A 24748-nucleotide genomic window follows, 5' to 3' on the forward strand; every position below is an offset into this window, starting at 1 on the left:
CGGGGATCTTCGCTCGAAACGGTGGGCGGTTGTGTCCTTTCATCATGATTTACCTCTCTTCGGATTGCGGCACCGGCGGCGTTACCGTCGCCGGTGCACGGGCCGTCATTCGGCGGCAGGCTCGGCCTCTTCGCTATCGCCATTGCCGGGCTCGCCGAGGGCCTCGGTTTCTTCTGCGCTCTCCAGCTTTTGGAACGTGATCTTCTGATCATCCGCGGTCCAGGCGACGCGCACCTTGTCGCCGTCCTCGATCCGACCGGAAAGCATCTCGCGGGCGAGCTCAGTCTCCAGTTCCGACCGGATTAGCCGTCGCAACTCGCGGGCGCCGAACTCTGGCCGGAAACCCACCGCTCCGAAATGCTCCGCAACGCTTTCGTCGTAGTCGAGCTCGACCCCCTGGGTCAGCGCCGTGCGGGCGACACGGGCCAGCTGCAGCTCGACGATCTGCCGGATTTCCGACTGATTCAGAGAATGGAAGACGATGATTTCGTCGATCCGGTTGATGAACTCGGGCCGGAAATGGGCACGCAACACGTCCATCAGTTCGGCCTTCTGCCCTGCCTCGTCGAACTCCTTGGTTCCGCGCTTGCGAAGGTTGCGCTGGATGATATCGGAGCCGAGGTTCGACGTGGCGATAATGATGGTGTTGGTGAAATCCACCACGCGGCCTTTGCCGTCGGTCAGGCGGCCATCGTCGAAGACCTGCAGCAGGATGTTATAGACATCCGCATGCGCCTTCTCGATCTCGTCGAGCAGCACGACAGAATAGGGCCGGCGCCGGACCCGTTCCGTTAACTGGCCGCCCTCGTCGTAACCGACATAGCCCGGCGGGGCGCCAACCAGCCGCGCGACCGCGTGACGTTCGCCATATTCGGACATGTCGATGCGGATCATCGCATCCTGATCACCGAAGATCGTCTCCGCCAGAGTCTTGGCCAGCTCGGTCTTGCCGACGCCGGTCGGGCCGAGGAACAGGAAGGTCGCGGTCGGGCCGGAGCCCTCGCGCAGCCCGGCGCGCGCCAGTCGCACGGCATCGGCAACGGCATGAATCGCCTCTTCCTGGCCGATTACCCGCTCATGCAACTTGTCCTCGAGTTTCAGCAGCTTTTCGCGCTCTTCTGTCGTCAGCTCGCTCACCGGCACGCCGGTCAGTTTCGAGACGATCTGCGCCACGTGGTCGGCGCGCACTTCAGCCGTCGCAGAGGCCCGGTCGCGCTTCCAGGTTTCCATCAACTCGTCAAGCTCGACCTGTTTGGCTTCAAGCTCTTTCTTGAGCTCAGCAGCACGGTCGAACTGCTTCCTCCCCGCAGCGTAGTCCTGCTCGCGCCGGATCTGGGCGACCTCAGCCTCGAGCTCCTGGACATCGACGGGACGCGCGGTAGCGCTGATCTTCACGCGCGCGGCAGCCTGGTCGATCAGGTCGATGGCCTTATCGGGCATGAAGCGGCCAGTGACGTAGCGGTCGGAAAGCTCGGCCGCCGCGACGATGGCCTCGTCGGTGATCGTCACCTTGTGGTGGCTTTCCAGCGTGTCGCGCAGGCCGCGCAGGATCATGATCGTCTGCGCCACCGTCGGCTCATCGACATAGACCGGCTGGAAGCGGCGCTCCAGCGCGGCGTCCTTCTCAATGTATTTCTGGTACTCGTTCAGGGTGGTCGCGCCGATCAGGTTCAGCTCGCCGCGGGCCAGCGCCGGCTTGAACGTATTGGCGATGTCGAGCCCGCCTTCGCCGCCGCCCTGTCCGGCTCCGACGATGGTGTGGATCTCGTCGATGAACAGGATCATGTCGGCCTTGTTGGCCTCGATCTCCTTGAGGATCTTCTGGACCCGCTCCTCGAACTCACCGCGATATTTCGATCCGGCCACCATCGAGTTGATGTTGAGTTCGACCAGCCGTTTGTCGCGCAGCGCCTCGGGCACCTCGCCCGCGACGATGCGCTGCGCCAGCCCCTCGATGATCGCGGTCTTGCCGACACCCGGTTCGCCGATCAGCACCGGGTTGTTCTTCTTGCGCCGCGCCAGAACCTCGATCGTCGTCTCAATTTCACGCGCCCGGCCGATCACCGGGTCGAGCCTGCCCTCGCGCGCCAGCTTGGTCAAATCGCGGCTATATTCATCCAGATCAGGCGTGCTCGACGGGGTTTCGACGCGGCCTTCCTCGGCCCCCTGGCCGACGACCTTCGTCACCTGCTGGCGTAGCGCCTGCGGCGTCAGGCCCAGCCGGTTCAAGATGCTCGACGCCACGCCCTCGCCCTCTTCGGCGAGACCGATCAGAAGGTGTTCGGGGCCGACATAGGAATGGCCCAGCTCGTTCGAGGCGATGAAGGCGCGGTTCAGCGCATCCTTCACCCGGGGGCTGACGCCGATCCCACGGTTCTCCCCCGTTGCGTCGCCCTTCTTCGCTTCTCTCTCGATCTGGCGGCGCAGATCGTCGGCGTCGATCTTTACCTGCCCCAGCACCGTGCGGACAACATCCGAGCCGATTAGCGCCAGCAGAAGGTGTTCCGTATCAACCTCGATCCGGCCGAATTCATGCGCCTTCTGGCCCGCCTCCTGCAAAAGCCGGTTGGCCTGTTCGCTCAGGCGGTCAGCGATATTGATGCCGCCGCGCCGCGCGGTGCGCCCCGCCTGTCGGATCGGGATGGGTTGCCCCTGATCTCCGCCAAGCCGATCGAAAAGGCCACCGGCATCGCCAAAGAATTCATCGAAGAGCGAGCGCCCTCCGAAAAGCGATTCCAGTGGCGATGCGCTACGCCCCTGCCGTCGGGCGATCCTGCGGTAGTCCTCGTCGCAAAGCTCCATCACCTTGAGTTCACCGTTGACAGAGACCTGCGCACGAAAGCTGGCAGGTCGGGATTTGCAGATATCGCAGATGCCGTTTGCCATTTTCACCTCCGTCATGCTCCCAGCCGGAACGTCCGGACTGGATCTCCGTGTTCAGGCCGCCTCGACCTCCTGAGTGCGGACCTTTTCTGCGATGGCCCGAAGGTCCGGCTCGTCCAGCGTCTCGCGGTCGAGCAGATCTCGGGACGTTTCCTCCAGCAGCGCCCGGTTCGCGTCGAGAAGCGCGACCGTACGCGCGAAGATGTCGTCGATGATCGCCTTGACAGCGGTATCCATCCGCTCGGCCACAGCCTCGCTGTGGCGGCGGTTGAGCCAGGGCGATTGATCCCCCGTGCCAAGGAAGCCGGGCCGCTCGGTGTCATAGCTGACATGGCCCAGATCGGGGTCCATGCCGTAGCGCGCGACCATGGCCCTGGCGATGTCGGTTGCCTTCACCAGGTCGTCGGCGGCACCGGTCGAAAGGTGATCGTATATGACCTTCTCGGCCGCACGCCCGCCCAGAAGAACGGCGATCTTGTTCTCCAGTTCCTCGCGGGTCATCAGGAAGCGGTCTTCGGTCGGGCGCTGGATCGTATAGCCGAGCGCACCGATCCCGCGCGGGATGATCGAGACCTTGTGCACCGGATCGACCCCCGGCAGCGCCATCGCGACCAGCGCATGCCCCATTTCGTGATGCGCCACGATTTCCCGCTCGCGCGCGTTCAGAACACGATTGCGCTTTTCCAACCCGGCGACGATACGCTCTACCGCGTTGTTGAAGTCTTCCATGGTCACCGCATCGGCCTTTCGGCGGGTTGCCAATAGCGCCGCCTCATTGACCAGATTTGCCAGGTCCGCTCCGGAAAAGCCCGGGGTCAGCGCGGCGACCTTATCGGCATCCACGTCCGGTGCGAGCGTCACCTTCTTCATGTGTACCTCGAGGATCTGGATGCGGCCCTTCTTGTCGGGCTTGTCCACCAGCACCTGCCGGTCGAAGCGCCCGGCCCTGAGCAGCGCCGGGTCGAGGATTTCCGGCCGGTTGGTGGCCGCCAGCAGCACGATCCCCGACGACGGGTCGAACCCGTCCAGCTCAGTGAGAAGCTGGTTCAGCGTCTGTTCGCGCTCGTCATGCCCGCCGGCCATCTGACCGGAGGAGCGGGCGCGGCCGAGCGCGTCGAGCTCGTCGATGAAGATGATCGCCGGTGCGTTCTTGCGGGCCTGCTCGAACAGGTCGCGCACCCTTGCGGCACCGACGCCCACGAACATCTCGACGAATTCCGAGCCCGAGATCGAGAAGAAGGTCACGCCCGCCTCGCCCGCCACGGCCCGCGCCAGAAGCGTCTTGCCGGTACCCGGCGGGCCGACCAGCAGGATGCCTTTCGGGATCCGGGCGCCGAGCTTGCCGTATTCCTCGGGCGTCTTCAGGAAATCGACCACTTCCTCCAGCTCGGCCTTGGCCTCGTCGACCCCGGCCACATCGGCAAAGCTGACGCCGGTTTCCTTCTCCATGTAGACCTTGGCCTTGCTCTTGCCGACCTGCAGGAAACCCCCAAAACCCTGACGCTCGGCGAACTTGCGAAAGACGAACATCCAGAGACCGAAGAAGACCACCGCAGGCACCACCCAGGAGAGAAGCGCCCCGATCCAGGTGTTTTGTGGAACGCCGGTGATCTCGACATCCGCGTCGTCCAGCCGTTCAAGAATTGCGGGATCGACGATCGTGGTGACGAAGCCAGAGCGGCCGTCGATGGGAGTTTCGAAGGTGCCGGTGATCGTATCGGACCCGACCGCAACCGAAGCGATGTCGCCGTCGGCCAGATACTGTTCGAATTGGCTATAGCTGATCGGCGCGATGCTGCGGTAGCTGGCGATCAGATCCTGAATAAAGATCACCGCAAAAAATGCGACGATCCAGTACCAGATGTTAAATTCGGTTCTCTTTTCCATCCCTTTCTCTCCTCGGCGCCAACCCGTAGAGATGTTGCTGATTTATCACACCCGGCCAGATTGGTATTGCTTGAGCCGAGTTCAAGAGGGATCCGACATGAAGATCGAAGCTGGCAATGATGCCCAAAATTCTTACATCCCGTGGCGTGCCACTTCCCGTTAGCCGCGAGTGAAATCTATTGCGATCATGACTGCGACGCCGCGCCACCAATTCCTGAACCTGCTCCAATCCATCCTGCTTTTGGCGGGTATGGCGGTTATCGCCTGGTTAATCGTTTCGGCGGTTGCGGGACAGGGCTTGGCGATTTCGATCGTCATCGGATCCTTGCTGGGATTGCTGCTGTCACCCGGCATCCCGAAACGCCTTTTGCTGAACGCCTACGGCGCACGCAGGCTCAGCGGGCGGGAATTTCCAGAGGGCATGGCGATACTGGCCGAACTCGCACGCCGCGCCGGGCTGCCGCGTGTACCGGAACTCTACTATGTACCGAGCCAGATGCCGAACGCCTTCGCTATGGGCTCTCCGGATGAAAGCGCCGTCTGCGTCAGCGATGGTCTTCTTCGATTGATGAACCAGCGCGAACTGGCCGGGGTTCTGGCGCACGAGGTCGCTCACATCGCCAACCGCGATCTCTGGATCATGGGTCTGGCCGACGCGATGTCGCGCGCAGTGTCGCTCGCGTCCTGGGTTGGGCAACTCATCCTGCTGCTGAACCTGCCGCTCATCCTGGCCGGCGCGGCTTATGTGCCCTGGCAGGTACCACTTGTCCTGATCTTTTCACCCACGATCATGGCCCTTCTTCAGCTCGCGCTGTCGCGGGCCCGGGAATACGATGCCGACAGAGGCGGCGCCGAGCTGACCGGCGATCCCGATGGCCTCGCTTCGGCCCTCCTCAAGCTGGAACGCCGCGTCGGGCGGGTCTGGGAAGAGATGTTCCTGCCCGGTCGCCGCATCCCCGAACCCTCGCTCCTGCGCACGCACCCGCCCACCGCCGATCGAATCCGGCGGCTGCGCGCACTTTCCGGACCCTGCCGACCGGTCCCACCGTCCGTTCCCCTGAACGCACCGCGGGCTGTGCGCATTTCCACGCCGCGTTACGGGCCTTGGGGCGTCTATCGATGAGAACATTTTTTGCGCCCGGGTCTTGAAGTTGCAATTAGGCAACACTTTATCCGCAGCGGAACGCCCAGTTGGGGTTTCACGGATACGCGACAGGTTCGGCTGATTCAGCGGACCGCCTGACGTTCGCCTGAGAGGAACGCATGGCAGACGCGAACGCACCAGACCGCCGCCGAAATGGCGAACCTTGAAGCATGTCCGTTCTCCGCGGGCGTTCAGTGGCGTGGTGACAAATCCACGCCGTCAACTGAAACGACGGAGGCGAAACATGCTCTATCCCACCTACACACGTCGCAGCGATCCGTTTGCGGTGATGCGCTCGATGCTGCGCGATTTTGAGAGGACCTCTCCTGGCCGCGCGACCCAGCCCGTTTTTCCCGCCGTGAACGTCTGGCAGGGCGACGAGGCAATCGCGATCACTGCAGAACTCCCTGGCGTTGACCCGGCCGACATCGACATTTCCGTGAAGGAGAATGTCCTGACGCTCTCTGGCGAGCGCAAGGCGCCCGGCGTGCCGGAAGGCGCCCGCTGGCACCGCAACGAACGCGGCTTTGGCAAGTTCGCACGGTCGGTTCGGCTGCCCTTCGTGGCCGCGGAGGACAAGGTCGAAGCGCGGATGACCAACGGTGTACTGCGCATCGTGATCGGCCGCCCCGAAGAGGACAAGCCGCGGAAAATCGAGATCAAGGCTGCGTAAGAGGAGGACCGATCCATGACCAACGATGTGACACATACTGCCGATAAGACCCCGGCCGAGACACCGGAAACCACCACCGGCCGTCGTATCTACAGGCCGCTGACCGACATCGTCGAAACGACTGACGGGGTGACGCTGATGCTCGAGATGCCGGGCGTCGCCGCCGAAGACGTGGATATCACGCTCGAAAAGCGCGTGTTGACGATCCGAGGTAAGGTCCATGCCACGCAGCCCGAGAAGCTGCAATTGGCCTATGCCGAATATGGCGAGGGCGATTTCGAGCGAGCCTTCACCATGTCCGACGACTTCGACCCCGACAAGATCGGCGCGCAGGTCTCGAACGGTGTGCTGACCCTAACGTTGCCGCGCGCAGCGGAAGCCCAACCCAAAAAGATCACGGTAACGGCTTCGTAAACCCGACATGTCGCACCCAGAAGAAGAAAGGAGAACTCACATGCAGATCAAGGACCTGATCCCCTGGGCGCGGAAGGATCATGCGCCCGACCCGAAAAGTGATGACCAGAACCCCATCGCCACCCTTCAACGCGACATGAACCGTGTGTTCGAAGGCTTCTGGAACCGCGTCGGCGATTTCGACTGGCCCTGGGGAGGCGGCGAGGCGAAATCCGACGTGGTCGAGACCGAAGATCACGTGGAGGTATCGATCGAACTGCCCGGGATGGAAATGAAGGACATCGAGGTCACCGTGACCGACGACATGCTGACCATCAAGGGCGAGAAGAAGATCGAGCGGCAGGAGGAGAAGAAGGGCTATTATCTCTCCGAACGCAGCTATGGCGCGATCTATCGCACGATTCCGCTACCGCCGGGAGTCGACGGTGAGAAGGCCGATGCCAGCTTCAAGAACGGCGTGCTGACGATCAAGCTGCCGCAGACCCCGGAGGCGCAGGCCAAGGTCAAGCGCATCGAGGTGAAGAACGCCTGATGCCAAATGTCGTGCCGGCGGCACGGCGCCGCCGGCACGACGCCCTACCTTCTATTCCTCCAAGGCGATGCGTCGGAGCCTCAAAATTGGCCGAGCGGTCAACGCTCTGCCAGCAGAGGGCTCACGCGAGGCTGAGAACTTCTCAATCGCGCATGCCCATGGAAGCCTGAACCATTTCCATACGGTGCAGGATGAGGAACGCACAGTATGGAACTTACCACAATAGGAGCTTTGGCGCTCTACGCCTTTGTTATGTCGATTACGCCGGGACCGAACAACATGCTGCTCGCGAACGCAGGGCTGGTGTTTGGCTTCCGGAGCACCATACCGCAGATCGTTGGCATTCCGGCCGGTGTGATCGCCCAGATCCTACTCGTGGCCGCCGGTCTCAGCAGCATTTTCGCACAGTTTCCCAGTATCCAGTTGGCACTCAAGGTGGTTGGGACGTTCTATCTGCTCTGGCTCGCCCTGAAGCTCTGGAAAGCAGATGCGCTGGCGCAATCGCCCAATGCCACCCCGATCTCGTTTTCTCAGGCGCTGCTGTTCCAGTTCATCAATCCGAAATCGTGGCTGATCGCGCTCACTGCGGTCTCGGCATTTCTGCAGCCCGAGAAGGCGGTCCTTCCCCAATTGCTGATTACTTGCTTGGCCTTCGCATTAATCGGCACCCCGTGCATGGCCGTCTGGTCTGCCATGGGATCCGCCTTGCGGCGTCACCTCTCGAGTCCGACCAGCCTCAGACGCGCAAACCGAACCCTAGCGGCGCTCGCATCGGCAACAAGCCTCATGTTCTGGCTCTGAAGGTGGACAAGGGACGCCAAGCGCATTCGATGCCTGATCTGGAGATCTGGCTGTCGTATTTTCGGCTTGCGGGGTTCTGGCTTATGGCAGGGCTCCTCCTCATTCCAGTTCTCGCAGCGGCGATGTCTCTTAGTCAGGAGCCCGACGTCGATGGCAGGCCATCTCAGGTGGTATTTCTGGCATTGGCCGCGCCACTTGGGGTTGTGCCGGTCCTCCTGCATTGGAAGTACGGACGACGGAGAGGCCCGATACTGACATTCACGGCGCAGGGCATCCTCATGAACGCCATAGATCCCGAGGCGATCATCCCATGGAGAGATATCGACGTCAGAGCAAGTTGGCACGTTCTCGGGGGCTGGCGGACGATCCTGACCTTCCGATGTGTCGGCCGACCTCCGAAAGAGGGAAGACGTGTCGGACCCGCTGATCTTTACGAATTGCGACTTCCCAACATTGCAACCAAAGGCTGCCTGAGCCTGCAGAGGCTTGCCAGGTCCTACAAGACAGCGACGATGACAGAAGAGCCGCAAAGCCCACCTTAACTGTCGACGGGCGGCGCAGCATGAATTATCTATAATTCATGAAACACGCCCCTGAAGAGACCCAGTCCGCCCGCATCGCCCGCGTCCTTGCCGACCGTATCATCTCGGGCGAGATTCCGCCCGGCGCGCGCCTCCGGCAGGACCATGTCGCTGCCGAGTTCGGCGCGAGCCATGTCCCAGTGCGCGAGGCCTTCCGCGAGTTGCAGACCCAGGGTCTGGCAGAGAGCGAACCGAGGCGCGGCTTTCGCGTCACCGAATTCGACGTGGCCGAACTGCGCGAGGTGGCCGAGATGCGCTCCAGCCTCGAAAGGCTCGCCCTGCGCCACGCCGCGCCCAATATGACACGCGCTATTCTACAGGAAGCAGAAGAGGTTACACGCCACGGCGACAGTGCCAGTACCGTCCGTGACTGGGAGGCAGCGAACCGCCATTTTCACCGGCTCATCTTGTCCCCCTGCCGGATGCCGCGTCTGCTGCGAACCATCGACGACCTGCAGGCCGCCAGCGCCCGCTTCCTCTTCGCCGCATGGCGGCGCGACTGGGAGGCACGGACCGATCACGATCACCGCGCCATTCTCGACGCGCTGCGCAAGGGGCAGACCGACCTTGCCTGCGCCACGCTCGCGCGCCATGTCGGCTGGATCGGCAAGCGTAAGACCGCCGTGAAAAATGCTGATTTGCGAGAGACTTACGAGATTCCTGGATAATTATCTATAAACTTAATTGCCAATACCACGCAAAGCCCTCGTAATTATAGATAGAATCGATGCCTATCTTCGGAGGACAGACCCATGGCATTTCTCACCCCCACTCTGACCCGTCCCGCAGCGCTCGGACGCAGCCTCGCGCTGGCGCTCGGCGGCGCGGCGCTGATCACGCTCGGCGCCAAGATCCAGATCCCGTTCTGGCCGGTGCCGATGACGCTGCACACCCTGGCTGTGTTCTTCCTCGCCGCCACGCTCGGGCCGAGGATCGGCTTTGCGGCAATGGCGACCTATCTGGCGGCGGGCGCCCTGGGAATTCCGGTCTTCTCGGGCACGCCGGAACGCGGAATCGGGCTGGCTTATATGGTCGGGCCGACCGGCGGTTATCTTGCGGGCTACCTGCTGGGCGCGGGCCTGACCGGCTGGCTGGCGCAGGGGCGCGGGTTGATCGGGCGCTTCCTGGCGATGCTGGCGGGCCTCGCCGTGGTCTATGCCCTCGGCCTCGCCTGGCTGGCGATCTATGTCCCGGCGCAGGGGCTGCTGGCCGCGGGTCTCACGCCCTTCCTTCTCGGCGATCTGGTCAAGCTGGCTTTGGCCTCGGGCCTCATCGCGGCCATCGCCCGCCTCCGGACCCGCGCGGCATGATCCGCAGCGACTGGACCATGGCGGAGGCCAGGGCGATCCATGCCCTGCCCTTCGCCGACCTGATGCTTCGCGCCCAGACCCTGCACCGCACGCATTTCGACTCCAACGCGATCGAAACCGCGAGCCTGCTCAGCATCAAAACCGGCGGCTGCCCCGAGGATTGCGGCTATTGCTCGCAATCGGCCCATCACGAGACCGGGGTGAAGGCCACCAAGCTCATGGGAGCCGAGGAGGTTCTGGCCGCCGCACAGCGCGCCAAGGCCTCCGGCGCGCAGAGGTTCTGCATGGGGGCCGCCAGGCGCAGCCCCAAGGACCGCGACATGGACAAGCTCTGCGACATGGTGCGGGGCGTGTCCGAGCTGGGGCTGGAAACCTGCATGACGCTGGGGATGCTGTCGCCCGAACAGGTCGCGCGGCTGAAGGCGGCGGGCCTGGATTTCTACAACCACAACATCGACACCTCGCCCGAATACTACGCCCAGATTGCCACCACCCGGACGATGGAGGACCGCCTCGACACGGTCGAGCAGGTCCGCAAGGGCGGTATCAAGGTCTGCTGCGGCGGCATCTTGGGCATGGGCGAGGCCGAAGAGGACCGCATCGCCATGCTGGTGACGCTGGCGACGCTCCCCGCGCATCCCGACAGCGTGCCGGTGAACCTGTGGAACGAGATCGAGGGCGTGCCGGTGCAGGCGCGCGCCCAGGCCGTCGATCCCTTCGCGCTGGTGCGCATCGTGGCGCTGGCCCGCATCCTGATGCCAGCCTCGGTCGTGCGCCTGTCGGCAGGGCGCACGGGGATGAGCGACGAGCTGCAGGCGCTGTGCTTCCTTGCCGGGGCGAACTCGATCTTCGTGGGCGACCAGCTGCTGACCACCGGCAACCCGGCGGCGTGGAAGGGTCAGGACCTGCTGACCCGTCTGGGCATGCATATCGCCCCTGCGCAGACCCGGCCCCAGGTCGCGGCGGAATAGGCTCAGCCCGGAGCGCTTCGGGCGAGGATCTCCACCGCCCGGGCGATCTGCGCTTCGTCCAGCGCCGCATAGCCCAGCCGGAAGGCCTGCGGCGCCGGACCCTCCAACGCAAAGCGCGTACCCGGCAGCAGGGCCAGACCCGCCTGGCCCGCGGCTTTGGCCCAATCATCGGCGGATCTCCCCTCGCAACGCAGCCACAGCGCAAGGCCCCCGGCGGGCAGATCGAATGTCGCCCGCCCGGCAAGATGCTCCCCCAGCAACCCCGCCAGAAGATCCCGCCGGGCCCGGTAGACCCGCCGCGCCTTGCGGGCGTGGCGGCCGAGATCACCGTCGCGGATCAGCTCCGCCAGCGCCGCCTCTAGCGGCGCGTCGCCCTGCCGGTCGATGGCGGCGCGCGCCTCGGCCATGCGGGCCAACAACGGCTCGGGCGCCAGCGCATAGCCCAGACGGATCCCCGGTGAGAGCAGCTTGGACAGCGAGCCCACGTAGATCAGCGGCAGGCCTTCGGGCGCGCGGGCGGCCAACGGCAGCACCGGACGGCCCTCGAACCGGTATTCGTGGTCATAGTCGTCCTCGATCAGCGTGAGCCCATGGCGCTGCGCCAGCTCCAGCAGTTGCAGCCGCCGCGCCGCGCCCATCGTCACCGTGGTCGGATACTGGTGATGTGGCGTGACATAGACCGCCCGGATGCGCGGGTCGCCGGCCAGCGCCTGCTCCAGCGCGTCGATCCTGAGGCCGCCGCCATCCACCGGCACGCCCCGCACCTCTGCCCCCGCTGCGCGGAACGCTTCCCAGGCCAGCGGATAGCCCGGTTCCTCGACGGCGATGACCTCGCCCGGCGACAGCGCCGCCCGTACAGCCAGGAACAGCGCCATCTGGCTGCCCCGCGCGATCAGCAGCCGCGACGGCTCCGCCACCACGCCCCGGTCCGTGGCGAGATAGCCCGCCAGTGCCTCGCGCAGTGAGGATGTGCCGCGTGCATCGCCGTAATCCGCCCCGGCGCGGAAGGCCGACGACAGCAGCGCCCGGCGAAAGGCCCGGGCCAGCGCTTTGTCGGGCACCAGCTTGGGGTCCGGCGCGCCGTCGGTAAACGCGAGCCCCGCGCGTGGCGCCACCGGGTCCATCGGCGTGGGCGCGGGTCTGCGGACCAGCATCCCCTGCGGCAGATCCTGCGCGACGTATGTGCCCCGCGCCGGTTCCGCCTGCAACCAGCCCTGCGTCAGTAGCTCCTGATAGGCGGCATCCACTGTATTGCGATGGACCCCCAGCTCGCGCGCCAGCGCCCGCGTGCCGGGCAGCCGCGCTCCGGGCTTCAGGCGTCCGCGGGTGATGTCACGGGTGATCGCCTCGGCAATGGCGAGGAAAAGCGGGCCGTCGTGGCCCGGCTCGATCTCGAGGGCAAGAGGCTCGCGCATGTCGAAAACCGGCCTATCTAAATCATTCATACTGGCACTTTTGCATAGGCCAGTATTTTGCCACAGAGGCGAAAAACGCAAGAGGCTCCGTGATGAAATCCGCCCTGATCCTGCGCCACCTGGCCTTTGAAGACCTCGGGTCCTTTGCCCCGGTTCTGAGGGACGCCGGCTATCAGCTCCAAGACATTGAGGCGGCTGTGGACCCACTGCCCGATCCGCCGGAACCGGACCTGGTCGTGGTGCTGGGTGGCCCGATCGGCGTGAATGACGGCGCCGCCTATCCTTGCATGACAGAGGAGCGGAACTGGCTGACCATGAGGCTGGCGGCGGATCGCCCGACCCTCGGCATTTGCCTCGGCGCACAGCTCATGGCCGCGGCCCTCGGAGCCCGTGTCGCGCCCATTGCCGAGAAGGAGATCGGCTTCGCGCCCCTGACCCTAACCGCGCCTGGCTGGGCCGGCCCGCTTGCCCACCTCTCGGACATCCCGGTACTGCACTGGCATGGCGAGGGCTTCGACCTGCCCGCCGGAACCGAGCGCCTAGCCGCGACCCCCGGCTGCGAAACACAGGGCTTCGCCCGGGGCCGCAATATTCTCGGCCTGCAATTCCACCCCGAGGCCGGGATGCTGCCGGATTTCGAACGCTGGCTGATCGGCCACAGCGCAGAGCTGGCGCAGGCAGGGATTGCCCCCGAGGCTCTGCGGCAGGATGCCAAGGCACATGGCCCGGCGCTGCGGACCGCCGGTCAGGCCATGCTGAAACATTGGCTGCGGGAGCTGGACGGATGAGGCCCGTCACACTCCTGACAGGTCGCGCCGCTCCCCTGCCCGGAAGCGACACGCTGAGCGGGATCGGCAAGACGGCGGTTACCCACCCGCTGAAGCTTGGCCCCGAGGGGTTCGAAGGCGACGAACAGGCCGACCGGCGCGTACATGGCGGCGTCGAGAAGGCCGTGCATCATTATCCGCTCGATCATTACAGCGACTGGCGCGCGGAACTCGGCGACCTTCAGGCGCTGACCGCTCCCGGCGGGTTCGGCGAGAATATCTCGACCGCCGGGCTCACCGAAGCGGAGGTCGCCGTCGGCGATACATTCCGGCTGGGCGGCGCGCTGATCCAGGTCTCGCAGGGGCGCCAGCCCTGCTGGAAGCTCAACCACCGCTTCGGCGTGCCCGACATGGCGCGGCGCGTGCAGCAGACCGGGCGCACGGGATGGTATTACCGGGTGCTCCAGACCGGCACCGTTACCCCCGGGGACCGGCTGGAGCTGATCGACCGCCTGGCACCGGACTGGACTTTACGACGGCTCTGGCACGCTCTCTATGTGGACCGGATGAACCTGGTCGAACTAGAAGGCATCGCCGCGCTCGATGTCCTGGCTGAGGGCTGGCGCAAATATGCGGTCCGGCGTCTGGATAGCCGCCGGGTCGAGGACTGGAGCGCAAGACTGGACGGCACCGCATGAAACGCCCCCCTTTCGTCATTTCGATCCAGAGCCAGGTGGTCTTCGGCCATGTCGGCAATTCCGCGGCGCTCTTCCCGATGCAGGCGGCGGGGCTGGAGGTGGCGGCGATCCCCACCGTGGTCTTCTCGAACACACCCGACTACCCGACCCTGCGCGGCCGTGCCCTGCCGCCCGAATTCTTCTCCGACCTGCTGCAAGGCGCGCGCGAACGCGGCCTTCCCGAACGGGCGGATTATATCCTCACCGGCTATATCGGCTCGCTCGACGTGGCCGAGATGGTGGCGGATTTCGTGGCCGAGGCGAAGGCCGCGAACCCGAGCCTGCGGTACATCTGCGACCCGGTGATGGGCGACACCGGTCCCGGCCTCTATGTCCCCGAAGCCATCGCTGGCGTAATGCGCGACCGGCTGCTGCCGATGGCCGACATCGCCACGCCGAACCCCTTCGAACTCGCCTGGCTCACCGGGCAGCAGATCCGCACTCTGGCGGATCTTCAGGCCGCGCGCGAGGCGCTGCACATCGCAGCCGAAGCACATCTAGTCGTCACCGGCTGCGTGCTCGACGACACCGGCCCCGGGCAACTCGAGACGGTGCTCTTGGGCCCCGAAGACCTCAGCCGCCACCCGACCGAGCGCCTGCCGATCGCCCTGCCCGGCACCGGCGATCTCTTCGCCGGGCTTGTGGTCGCGGGCATCGGGCGGGGCCTTGCCCTGCCCCGCGCCATCGAGACCGCCCAGACCCTAACCGCCCGCGCCCTCAGCCACGCCGAGGCGCTTGGTGCGGGCGAGGTGGTGCTAAGCGAGCCGGAATTTCGTCGCGCGCTGCTTTCGCTTGGGTCCGGCTGAGGCCGGGTGACGCGGACATCGTCGCCTGATCAGTCTGCGCTTAGAGTTACCTGACCTGCCCCGTTCAGGGTGCGAACGGACTGCCAAAATCCGTATGAAACCCGGTGGAAATTTATTCAACGCAAGGAGGATGCTGCACGCTTGAATATCTACGCCTCCGGCCCAGAGCGGCCGTTCGCCCACGGATCGACGTCGCGGCGGAACTTCCCAAAACCCGCCATTAGTAGTCTTCGCGTCAATTTTTCCGGGTCGATGTCGGTGATCGCGGCTATGTGGATCGGATTAACGCCGATCTTCGCTTGGAAAGCCCAAATCATTTCAATGCAACGCGCTAGATCTTCGCCTCGGGGTAGTGCCCCTTTATTTCCGCATTGAAAAATCGACCTAGTGAGTCAGCAGACATGAGACGCTCGTACATGAAGGGAGGCACGTTGAAATATTGATAAACACCGCCATGTTTGAATTGGACCTCAAGCGTCTCTAATTCGTGATCATACCCGACTTCGGCCAAGTTGCTGGATGTTACAGGCTGTCGTTCCATCAATTTCCACCCTCGTTCGCGTTTTCGTTCTCGCCTACTTTTGTTTGCTTCCACTTTGGATCCTGCGCACGCCAGACTGCGACAAGATCATCATAGTTTTCAGGTCCTCGGGGGCGCTTCCAGCTTTCTGCTACGAGCGGATCTTCGCTGTTTGGGCGCCGTTCTTTGGGTGGCAGAGTAACGCGGCAGCGCACTGGAAGCCGTGCAGCCTCACCGGTTATTATCGCTTCGCCGGTCCTTAGAACCGAGAGGCTATCGGCGATACCGCTCAGGTTATCGGGCAAAGCGGCTTGTACCTTGCTGCGGTCAGTAGAATTGGTGAGGCGCAACGCGACAAAAGTCCCACACTGGGAGAGAATGGTGTCGTCGATCTCCGAAGGACGCTGGCTGACGATCATTGCACCGATACCAAACTTGCGTCCTTCCTTCGCGATTCTCTGAACCATTTCGCGCGCAGGGTTATCGGATTCTCGTCCAAGATACCGGTGAGCTTCCTCCATAACGACGAGCTGAGGCCGCTTTCGACCGCCCTCATCGCGTTCGCGACCCCAAAAGAGTACCTCATAGATAATCGACAGAATCGCGCCAATCAAATCTAGGAGCACAGAACTGGGAATACCCGAAAGATCAAGCACGGTTATTGCTTTTTCGTGGCCGATCCAACTTTCGAGGAGGGATGGAAGGTCATTCGTCACGTGGCCCGTCAGGTCAGGCTCCCATTTTCCGGGCTTGAGCAGGAACTCGAACTGGCGATCGAGCATACGCGATCGCATTCGGTCGAGCTGTTTTCGAATTCCGAGAACACCGATGTTGTTCTGGTAAGGCGCCGAATTCGTTGTTGTGTGCGGCTGGTAGGTTGGCAGGCGAAGCGTGGCCGCGTCGCCGGGTTGCATGATCGCCGGTTGTGTCTTGGCCTGATCGAGCCAGGTTTTGACTTCTGGTTCGATTAGCTCGAGCCACAGGTTTCGCAAGCTGTACGGAATAGGGCTGTCGACGGTCATCGAATTCAGATCGACACCAGGCAATTTGTCTGTTTGAGCAATCGCGACTTTGGCTGCGAAGATCTTGTCGAGTATTGCTGTTGTCGCGCGATCATCCAACTTCCCGCACAGAAAGTTGAGTATTTCGGCCGGCCGTAGTGCCCAGTAGGGAATGACCAGCTGCTTCTCGCCCACTCCGGGTGTGATCCGAAAAATCTCAGCGTTGTCGGCGAGTGCGCTGGCATATTCGCCGTGGATATCGAGTAAGAGGACGCGCGCGCTCGGAAAGCCTGCTCCGTCAGGCGCCGAAATTGACCGCAACAAGCTAGAGACGGTCGTGGACTTGCCCGACCCAGTTGAGCCAAGCACTGCGCTATGGCGCGTGACTAGCTTGTCGAGGTCCAGGCGGACCGGGATGCTCTCTGCGTTAGCAAGTCGACCGACAATCACTTGTCCAGAAAATTCTGCACCGTAGATCTTGGCCAGATCCTCCTCTGTGACCAGATGCACTTCATCGTTGACGTTGGGATACTGGCTGATGCCTCGCTCAAACGAGGCCTCGACAATCTCGCCAATAAGCTGAACGGTCAGCCATCGTTCGCCACGGTCTAGCGCATCGACTAGCGTCACTGGTGTCGCACTTGCCCCGACCTCTGATATGATAGCATAAAGATCATGATACCCCTGTGGTATCCGCACAAAGCTGCCGACCTGACCTACCCGGTAGCTTCGTCCTCCGATGATCGCAATGCCCGAAGCAACGCCTTCGAACTGACGTACACTTACGGTCGAACCTGCGACAGAGCCTACATGGCCGAGAAGTGTAGGGGCGTTCATTCGGCCTCCAACACGGTGGCGGCTGTCGGTGATGGCGTTTCCGCTGCAATTGCTGCTAGATCCGGTTGTGTCGGAAATGCTTGAACCGATCGTGATGCCGCGAAGAAGCGAGCAAACGGTTCTATTGCACCGAGCGTGAAGTTTCCTTTGTTGTCCATGTAGGTCGACCTTATCGGCCCCCAATCCTTGCTCGGAAGTTCGGCCGGAGCTTTCCATGCGCCGCGCGTGCCGTTCACTTTGGCCTGGTCGCGTGCATAGACGCTAAAGTTAGGCAGACGGCGCGCGAGGTCGCACGCCGGACCCTCTTCATCTAAAATCTTGTACTGGAATGCGAATACGCTGGAGGATGGATTGGCTGCGAGCGCCTCATCTATCCGGGCCGCGATGTGTGCATCGGCAAAAGAAAATCCAATAGAGATGAGTAGCGTGTCGGGGGTGAGCAGGAATGTACGAAGGCGATCGAGCAACGCTGCGTAGGGCGCTTTCTGTGTTTGATCGTATTTCAGGTGTTCGGGGAAGACGAGGTGACTTGCCGAGCTCTGGCCCGTGCGGATCACTTCGCCCTTCGCGCTGGCGCGCCAGCCGAGCGATCCATGGAGCTTCCATAGCCGCGTCCAGCGCGCGGGAAGATCACTGCGCGACACTGAGACGGGGTCGAAGAATGGTTCGCGACCACCCGTGAAGCCATCGAAGTACGGCGCTCGTACGGATTCGAACGCTTCTTCGAACAACAAGTCGTAGTTCGTGGTAAAAATCTCGACCGGATAGTCACGCGTTGTGCCCGTGATCCAATTCACGAGATCTGCATAAGCTGATCCGGTCTCTGGCAATCGGACGTCCACGATCTTGCCTATCTCGGAGCAGATCGCTTCTCCGAAAGTCGCAAAGCCTGGGCCGTCGAGATCGTGGACTTTCGACGAACCAATCACCTGGCTCAGAGAGCGAATCCTCGAAAGGATCGTCTCGATGTCGTGCTGCGCGAGTTCGGCTTTCAGGCCATCAATCTGTTTTTGATAGGTTGGGGCAAGTGTTGTGAGAACTTGGTCCGTGAGCCCCACAACTGCGGGGATGAGCGGATAGGTGCCATCGGGCTTGGCCATTCCGGCAGAAGCTCCAGCACCAACCAACAGCCCGATCCGCTTGCGGCCCTGCGCGACGATCGTCCTAAGCGCCGCCATATACTGATCGGGATTATGAACACTGACAGTCAACTTACACCCCCCTCAACGCTTGTTCTGGACCACTGTCTTATCACAGCCTGATCAGCATTGAATTTGCAATGTTTTCGCATAGGACGTACTTTACGCATCCAATTCTTCCATCCTATCTAATTCGAGCCGAGCTTTTTCGTCATCGAGGCGCCATCGCCTTATGACGTAAAACGCGAGCGCCTTTCGAGTATTTACTGCAATATGTGTTTTCTCCTGAAATCCGTATTCCCGCCGCACAACGCGTGCCTGCGCATCCGAAAGGCCCGAACGCGGACATATCCACAAGCGGACGAAACTGTTCCAGTCCGTGTCAAAAGGGAGGGGAGCAGGCCTCTCACGCGTTTTCATCTCGATTTGTTTCGCTATTCGTATTGGGAGATAATCACGGTACGCCTCGTGATTATAGCTCCAGGCGCGGAGATAAATTGCCTCTCCGTCAAAATGAAACTGAACTGGACTGATCCACTGCGGGTCGGAGAGGCCGCTTGTCATCGAGGTGTAGGTAATCTGGATGTCTCTTTCGCCGTTCATGGCGCGGTAGAGCTGTGCGACAACGGTGGGATCCATTACGCGAGTGGGAAGCGGGATGCTCGCGCCAAGCGATGTCGCCTTGCCATCAACCAATTCGAAGACTTGTTCCGGGCCAGCCTCAGTCAATGCGCAGTGGTCGCCGGTCGAGAAGTAAGCCTTCTCCCCAGCGTCGTAGACTGGCGGAGTATCCGTCAGCGATAGATAGGTTCGAAAGTCAACGGCAGCCTGTGCCATCGAGATATTGAATCGTTCCATCAAGTCACGACGGTTCGCCTGACCTCTCCAGGTCAGGCATTGGTCGAGGAACAAAATTCGCTCACGTTGCGCGTGTTTGAGGTCTTCCAGGCTCATGCACGAAGCAGTACTTGACTCGGCGCGCAAAGTCCATACATTTACTATACGTATAGAAAATGGACTGATCTGATGCGAATACTTCATACAGCAGATCTGCACTTGGGGCGGCAGTTCATGGGGTTGAGCCTCGAGGAGGATCATGAGGTTATCCTGGGTCAGATCCTTGAAACGCTTGTGGCCGAACGGGCCGATGTTCTTGTCATCGCGGGGGACGTTTTTGACCGTGCCTCGCCGCCTAATTCGTCGATCCGGCAGTTCAATCGTTTCCTCAAGCGCGTGGCGGAGGAGACCGAAGCCGCTGTGGTGATGATCTCTGGAAACCACGATTCTGGCGACCGGATCGAGGCAATGTCTGTCTTTTCCACCGCGTCTCGTGTGCTGGTGCGCGGGATTGCCGACGCGATAGAGGCGCCGCTGGTGCTGCGTGACGCGCAAGGCGAGATCGCCTTTTCCGCACTGCCCTTTTCCTATGAATACGCCGCACGCGAGGTGTTCGGGGATGAAAGCATTAATGCGCCAGCGGAAGTCGTTGCCGCTCAGATCGCTGCGGCGAGGAGGCAGGTGCCTGATGGCGCGCGTTGGGTCGTCGTGGCCCATGCTTTCGTCGCGGGGGGTGCGGTTGGCGAGACCGAGCGCGCCCTGACGCGAGTCGGGGGTATCGAAACCGTCCTCTCCGATGTCTTCGACGGGGCGGACTATGTTGCACTGGGACATTTGCACAAGCCGCAGGAAGTGTGCGCGAGCCATATTCGTTACTCCGGCGCACCGCTCGCTTTCGGGTTCGACGAGGCAGGAAACGAAAAATCTATGACTGTCGTCGATCTGAAAACTGAAGGGGTCGAGATACGCACTGTACCGTTCCGACCGATCCGGCAGGTTCGCTCGCTTACCGGGGCATTCTCGGATCTTCTGGCAGGAACGCCGTCTGACGATTTCATCCAGGCCATCCTGACGGATGAGAACCCTCTGATCGATCCGATGAAGCGGCTGCGCGCTACCTATCCCAATGCTTGCCATCTGGCCTATGCCAGGCAGGAGCGCGCGGCGGAGACCGAGGCGCTCGGCAGCGGGCGGGCCACTGTCACGCCGACCGAGATGATTGGCGACTTCGTGAAGGTTGTGCGCGGCCGGGAACCAAACGCCACCGAAGTTGCGATCGTCGCGGAAAAGCTCCACGCAGTAGCCTTCGGGGAGGAGCAGACATGAGGCCCATTCGCCTATCGCTTCAAGCCTTCGGGCCATTTCCGACAACCGAGGTAGTCGATTTCCGGTCCGCGCTGGAGACGGGTCTGTTTGGAATTTATGGTCAGACCGGCGCGGGAAAGTCGACGCTGTTTTCGGCGATGTCCTTCGCGCTATTCGGGGCGCCGACCAAGACTGAACAGGAACCACGTTCACTACGCTCGGATCACGCCGCTTCGGATCTGCCTACCGAAGTCGAATTTGTCTTTGAGCTGGGCACCAAGGCCTACCTGATCCGTCGTCGTCCGGCGCAGGAACGTCCGAAGGCACGCGGTGAAGGGACCACTGAGGACGCGGCGGAAGCCTCGTTATTCGACGTCACCGGGATTCCGGTGGACACTCTTGGTCCGAGTCAGTCTGGCCGTGTCATTGCGGAAAAAAAGGTCTCGCTAGTAGGGCAGCAGGTCGAGGCGCTGCTTGGCTACGGGGCAGATCAGTTTCGACAGATCGTGCTCTTACCGCAAGGCAAGTTCGAGACGTTCCTGGCCGCAAAAACGGATGCGCGGGTCGAGATATTGCGGGATCTCTTCGACGTGAAGGTCTATCGCGATCTCGCCGCAAGGCTGAAGGAAGAAGCCTCAGCGGCAGAACGAGCGTTGCGCGACCAGCGCGCGCTCTACCTGGCTCGACTCGAGGAACGCGGTTTCGAGAGCGCCGAAGCGCTTGAACTTGGGATTGCCGCAGCCGAAGCCCAAGTCGAAGAAAAGCAGGGCGTTCAGCGTGGTGCGGAGATGGCAAACGAAGCTGCGCGCAAAGCTCTGACCGAAGGCGAGCAAATCGAAAAGGCATTTTCTTCTGCCGACACGGCACAGCAGGCTGTCGATGATCTAGAAAAGAAAACGATCGAGGTCGAAGAGCTGGCCAAGCGCATTGAGGCTGTCCGGAATGCCTTGCAGGCCCGTGATCTTGAGACGGCTTCGCGCGATGCGGAGCAGGATAGCCTGAAAGCGGTGGAGGCTGTCACGAAGGCCGAGGCGGAACTTAACATCGCCACTGGCGCGAAGGAATTGGCGGAAAAGAAACTTGCTGAGGCACAGTCTGGCGATGACCGACGGCAACAAGTTCAGGCTGACCTGACAAGGTTGGAGGCGATCGAGAAGCAGGTCGGGCAGGCAGCGGATCATAGAAGCGCGTTTGACGACGCTGCGAAGGACGAAGCTTCAGCGAAGAAGGCTCTGACCGAGGCCATAGATGCCCGAGAGAAGCTCAAGTCTCAGCGCGATGCGACCGATCTGGCGCTTGATCAAGCGCGAAGGACCGAAACGGAGCGAGGCCAGCTGACCGGTGAGCTGGCCGAGGTCAACCGAGAAAGGGTCAAGGCAGCGGCGTATGCTAAGGCGCAAGAAGCTGTCGCGGATGCTCAACGAAATGTCGAAGCGGCATCGAACGAATTGGCGACAAGAACCGACGCGGCGCGAACCGCTGACGCGAACTTGGTAGATGCCGAGGCACGGCTTTCGCGCACGCAAGCGATCATTCTAGCGGAAAAGTTGACTGAAGGGGCGCCCTGCCCTGTCTGTGGTTCCCATGATCATCCTGCGCCTGCCCATGGTGCGCCTGAACAATCTGGTTTGACCGAAGCGTTTCGGAGCGCTCAGGTTCAGGCGAGAATCGCCTCCGAAGCCAGAGTTCGGGCCGAAAGCGACCTCGGCAATTTCCGAACGCGGCTCGACGAAAAGAAGCGGGCGCTGGAGGAACAGAAGCGTCCTGAGCGCACGTTGGCGGAACTCGAAGCCGAAATCGCGCGGATTGAAGGCACCGTCGCCACGCTTGGAGAGGCGGTTGATCTGGACGCGATGGCGGAGCAGTTGGCCGAACTCAAGCGGAAGGTGACTGAGGCAGAAACCGGCGAGGCTTCGGCGCGCACCGCTGCGGGGAAGGCCGAGAACGCTCTTGCCGGCGCGCGCGCCAAGCTGGACACAGTGATTGAGGCCCTGCCGGAAGGTCTGCGGACGCCCGAGGCGGTTGTCGCTCGACGGGAGGCTTTGCAGAGAGAGCAAAGGCAACTCTCCGAGGCGCTGGAAGTGGCGACGCAACAGGACCGAGCCGCCAGTGAAGTGCTCACCCGTTCGCAAGAGCAGCTAGAAGCAGCGAAGCGGGCGCGCGACGGGCAGCTGCAGCGCGTGAAGAAGGCACAAGGTGATTTTGTCGCTCGGCTTACCGAGGTTGGGCTGGACAAAGCGGGATATGATGCCTGCAAGAGCCATTTCCCGACTCTAGACGCCGACCGCAAGAAGGTGACCGATCACCGCGATGGATTGATCGCTGCTCGCACGACATTGCAGAACGCTATAGCCGCTTGTGCAGATCGTGAACGCCCGGATCTTGCCCCGCTACAGCTGGCGTTGGCAGACGCCACCCAGACCTTGAATGCGGCCAACGCTGCACTTGCCACAGCGAGAACGGATGTATCGTCACTGACCAAATTCAAGGAATCGCTTGCCGCGGCTCTGACCGAAACCGAGCGGCTAGAAACCGAGACCGGTCCGCTTCGGGGGCTGGCTGATCTGGCTAACGGCAAGAACGATTTCAAGATGACACTCGAGACCTTCGCGATCGGAGCAATGTTCGACCAGGTTCTCGAGGCGGCGAATATGAGGCTCGACCCTATGACACGTGGTCGCTACCGGCTAACGCGCGGGCTCGAGGCATCTGGCGGCCGCGGCAAGCGTGGGCTCGAAATCGAGGTCTTCGACATCAACACCGGCAAGGCGCGCCCGACAGCAACGCTGTCAGGTGGCGAGACCTTTATCGCGGCACTGGCCCTCGCGCTTGGGCTAGCTGATGTGGTCGAGAGCCTTTCGGGCAAGATCAGGATGGACACAATCTTCATCGACGAAGGCTTTGGGAGCCTCGACACCGAAAATGGGGCGGGCACGCTGGATCAAGTGATCCAAGTTCTTGCCGCGCTGACTGAGGGCAGCCGTGCCGTGGGCGTGATATCCCATGTGGGGCTGGTGCAAGAGGCTATTCCACAAGGCTTCTACGTGCGTTCGACCCCAAGCGGCAGCCGGGTCGAGGAAAGGAAGGGGCTGGGATGAAGGACCGTTGGTATTACCGGAAGGCACACACCCGCCGTCTGCCGACTGGGCGCACGGTATCCGTTCGTGGCGGTTGGGCAGTTCGAGGCGATCGTGAAAGCAAGAAGGGCGCATCCTTCAGGCGGACTTGTCCAATATGCGGGGCGCTGATCGTAAGCGTGGGCATGCCCAGAGGAGGGTGGGTCCATTTTGAGGGCGGCAAAGGCCTGACACGTATTAAACATCCGTGCCTGCATCTTGGTGAAGGCCTGAGCAGGCGGCGCGACGAAGACACGCCAGACCTTTTTGAGGCGAGGCTACCATTTTGAAATGTCACTGATGAAGCTTGCGAAAAGTTAGCTTCAACCCCACATATAGTATAAACAAGCAAACCAAACACCACATGGGGGGATAATATGGCGGTAAATCGTAAAGGAACTTCGACCAAGGTTGCCTCGCTTGCAGCAGACACCCTTTTCAAACCTGGCTCTTCACAGATCGCCCGCAAGCTTGCTGGTTCGGCGTTGTCACAGTCCAATACCAATCGACAAACCGGAGCGAAAATGGGTAAGCGCGACGTCGAGGCCCTATGCGGCGAGGCTTGACGGCTGGGCGTGGCGCCAGGGCATGAGGTCCTCGATGCGGGATCGGGGGTGCCCATCGAGGATGGCGCGTAGGGTATCGGCGAGGTATTCGACTGGGTTCACGCCAGACAGCTTGCAGGTGGCGACCAGCGAGGCGAGCATGGCCCAGTTCTCGGCGCCGATTTCGTTCCCGGCGAAGAGGGCGTTCTTCCGGGTTAGTGCGATCGGGCGGATCTGGTTCTCGACCGGGTTGGTGTCGAGCTCAAGGGTGCCATCGTCGAGGAAGCGGATCAGGCCGGACCAGTGCGCGAGGGTGTAGCGGATGTCCTCGGCGAGCAGAGATTTCTGCGGGATGCGTGATAGCTGTGTCTCCAGCCAGGGCTTGAGAGCAGCGATGATCGGGGCGGCATGTTTACGCCGGGCGGCAAGACGGTCTGTGGGGGCCTGACCGGGACTATCCTAAATTTTGTGCGCTGACGTGGTAACTGCTCTCAGAGGAGACCCACGTATGAGCATCGACAAAGACC

The 24748-nt window shown here is 62.1% G+C and carries 21 protein-coding genes and 1 pseudogene; 13 read left to right on the forward strand and 9 right to left on the reverse strand.

Annotated elements, in window-relative coordinates:
- Window positions 1–105: 105 nt before the first annotated feature.
- Window positions 106–2886, reverse strand: coding sequence for an ATP-dependent Clp protease ATP-binding subunit (locus RGD00_RS10325; protein ID WP_310457263.1), 2781 nt, complete (start codon window positions 2884–2886; stop codon window positions 106–108).
- Between the two features lie 51 nt (window positions 2887–2937).
- Complete coding sequence (gene ftsH / locus RGD00_RS10330) at window positions 2938–4770, reverse strand: ATP-dependent zinc metalloprotease FtsH (RefSeq protein ID WP_058099372.1); 1833 nt, start codon at window positions 4768–4770, stop codon at window positions 2938–2940.
- Window positions 4771–4957: 187 nt separating this feature from the next.
- On the opposite strand from ftsH, the gene RGD00_RS10335 reads away from it, so the two are divergent.
- From RGD00_RS10335 to bioB, 8 genes are all read left to right on the forward strand, one after another.
- Complete coding sequence (locus RGD00_RS10335) at window positions 4958–5893, forward strand: zinc metalloprotease HtpX (protein ID WP_058099371.1); 936 nt, start codon at window positions 4958–4960, stop codon at window positions 5891–5893.
- Between the two features lie 265 nt (window positions 5894–6158).
- Window positions 6159–6587: an Hsp20/alpha crystallin family protein gene (locus RGD00_RS10340; RefSeq protein WP_310457241.1), complete on the forward strand. Its 429-nt coding sequence runs from the start codon at window positions 6159–6161 to the stop codon at window positions 6585–6587.
- Window positions 6588–6602: 15 nt separating this feature from the next.
- The gene (locus RGD00_RS10345) at window positions 6603–7001 is read left to right on the forward strand and encodes an Hsp20/alpha crystallin family protein (protein WP_073033765.1); all 399 of its coding nucleotides are present in this window, start codon (window positions 6603–6605) and stop codon (window positions 6999–7001) included.
- Window positions 7002–7041: 40 nt separating this feature from the next.
- Window positions 7042–7533 (forward strand): Hsp20/alpha crystallin family protein, encoded by a 492-nt coding sequence (locus tag RGD00_RS10350; protein WP_028092946.1) that lies wholly within the window; start codon window positions 7042–7044, stop codon window positions 7531–7533.
- Window positions 7534–7740: 207 nt separating this feature from the next.
- Window positions 7741–8334, forward strand: coding sequence for a LysE family translocator (locus RGD00_RS10355; RefSeq protein ID WP_310457242.1), 594 nt, complete (start codon window positions 7741–7743; stop codon window positions 8332–8334).
- A gap of 580 nt (window positions 8335–8914) precedes the next feature.
- Entirely contained in the window at window positions 8915–9583 is a 669-nt protein-coding gene (locus RGD00_RS10360) for a GntR family transcriptional regulator (protein ID WP_058099368.1), read from the forward strand.
- 84 nt (window positions 9584–9667) lie between these two features.
- Entirely contained in the window at window positions 9668–10225 is a 558-nt protein-coding gene (locus RGD00_RS10365) for a biotin transporter BioY (protein ID WP_310457243.1), read from the forward strand.
- Window positions 10222–11196, forward strand: a complete 975-nt coding sequence (bioB, locus tag RGD00_RS10370) for a biotin synthase BioB (protein ID WP_310457244.1) — start codon at window positions 10222–10224, stop codon at window positions 11194–11196. Before RGD00_RS10365 ends, bioB begins: the two co-directional genes overlap by 4 nt.
- Window positions 11197–11198: 2 nt before the next feature.
- On the opposite strand, the gene pdxR is transcribed toward bioB, so the two are convergent.
- Complete coding sequence (gene pdxR / locus RGD00_RS10375; protein ID WP_310457245.1) at window positions 11199–12611, reverse strand: MocR-like pyridoxine biosynthesis transcription factor PdxR; 1413 nt, start codon at window positions 12609–12611, stop codon at window positions 11199–11201.
- A gap of 92 nt (window positions 12612–12703) precedes the next feature.
- Between pdxR and RGD00_RS10380 the strand changes: the two genes are divergently transcribed.
- Genes RGD00_RS10380 through pdxY form a run of 3 tightly spaced genes read left to right on the forward strand, consistent with a single transcriptional unit; the run spans window position 12704 to window position 14921 of the window.
- Window positions 12704–13399: a glutamine amidotransferase gene (locus tag RGD00_RS10380; RefSeq protein ID WP_310457246.1), complete on the forward strand. Its 696-nt coding sequence runs from the start codon at window positions 12704–12706 to the stop codon at window positions 13397–13399.
- Window positions 13396–14076, forward strand: coding sequence for an MOSC domain-containing protein (locus RGD00_RS10385; protein WP_310457247.1), 681 nt, complete (start codon window positions 13396–13398; stop codon window positions 14074–14076). Before RGD00_RS10380 ends, RGD00_RS10385 begins: the two co-directional genes overlap by 4 nt.
- Window positions 14073–14921, forward strand: coding sequence for a pyridoxal kinase (gene pdxY / locus RGD00_RS10390; RefSeq protein ID WP_310457248.1), 849 nt, complete (start codon window positions 14073–14075; stop codon window positions 14919–14921). The genes RGD00_RS10385 and pdxY overlap by 4 nt, the downstream gene beginning before the upstream one ends.
- 331 nt (window positions 14922–15252) lie before the next feature.
- On the opposite strand, the gene RGD00_RS10395 is transcribed toward pdxY, so the two are convergent.
- The 4 genes from RGD00_RS10395 to RGD00_RS10410 all read right to left on the reverse strand — a co-directional run bounded on the left by RGD00_RS10395 (window position 15253) and on the right by RGD00_RS10410 (window position 19372).
- The gene (locus RGD00_RS10395; RefSeq protein WP_310457249.1) at window positions 15253–15462 is read right to left on the reverse strand and encodes a KTSC domain-containing protein; all 210 of its coding nucleotides are present in this window, start codon (window positions 15460–15462) and stop codon (window positions 15253–15255) included.
- Entirely contained in the window at window positions 15462–17279 is a 1818-nt protein-coding gene (locus RGD00_RS10400) for an ATP-binding protein (RefSeq protein WP_310457250.1), read from the reverse strand. Before RGD00_RS10400 ends, RGD00_RS10395 begins: the two co-directional genes overlap by 1 nt.
- On the reverse strand, window positions 17276–18490 hold the full coding sequence (locus RGD00_RS10405) for an SIR2 family NAD-dependent protein deacylase (RefSeq protein WP_310457251.1): 1215 nt from the start codon (window positions 18488–18490) through the stop codon (window positions 17276–17278). Before RGD00_RS10405 ends, RGD00_RS10400 begins: the two co-directional genes overlap by 4 nt.
- Before the next feature lie 90 nt (window positions 18491–18580).
- Window positions 18581–19372, reverse strand: a complete 792-nt coding sequence (locus RGD00_RS10410) for a BrxR family transcriptional regulator (protein ID WP_310457253.1) — start codon at window positions 19370–19372, stop codon at window positions 18581–18583.
- A gap of 72 nt (window positions 19373–19444) precedes the next feature.
- On the opposite strand from RGD00_RS10410, the gene RGD00_RS10415 reads away from it, so the two are divergent.
- Window positions 19445–20581, forward strand: coding sequence for an exonuclease SbcCD subunit D (locus RGD00_RS10415; RefSeq protein WP_310457254.1), 1137 nt, complete (start codon window positions 19445–19447; stop codon window positions 20579–20581).
- The gene (locus RGD00_RS10420) at window positions 20578–23658 is read left to right on the forward strand and encodes an AAA family ATPase (protein ID WP_310457255.1); all 3081 of its coding nucleotides are present in this window, start codon (window positions 20578–20580) and stop codon (window positions 23656–23658) included. Before RGD00_RS10415 ends, RGD00_RS10420 begins: the two co-directional genes overlap by 4 nt.
- A 566-nt stretch (window positions 23659–24224) precedes the next feature.
- Here the strand turns inward: RGD00_RS10420 and RGD00_RS23520 are convergent.
- Window positions 24225–24383 (reverse strand): transposase domain-containing protein, encoded by a 159-nt coding sequence (locus RGD00_RS23520; protein ID WP_425603404.1) that lies wholly within the window; start codon window positions 24381–24383, stop codon window positions 24225–24227.
- 21 nt (window positions 24384–24404) lie between these two features.
- Window positions 24405–24650, reverse strand: a pseudogene (locus RGD00_RS23525) (IS66 family transposase); the annotation flags it as partial.
- Window positions 24651–24748 lie beyond the last annotated feature (98 nt).

Origin of the sequence: Ruixingdingia sedimenti, from assembly GCF_031432425.1 — a bacterium.
GTDB lineage: Bacteria > Pseudomonadota > Alphaproteobacteria > Rhodobacterales > Rhodobacteraceae > Ruixingdingia > Ruixingdingia sedimenti.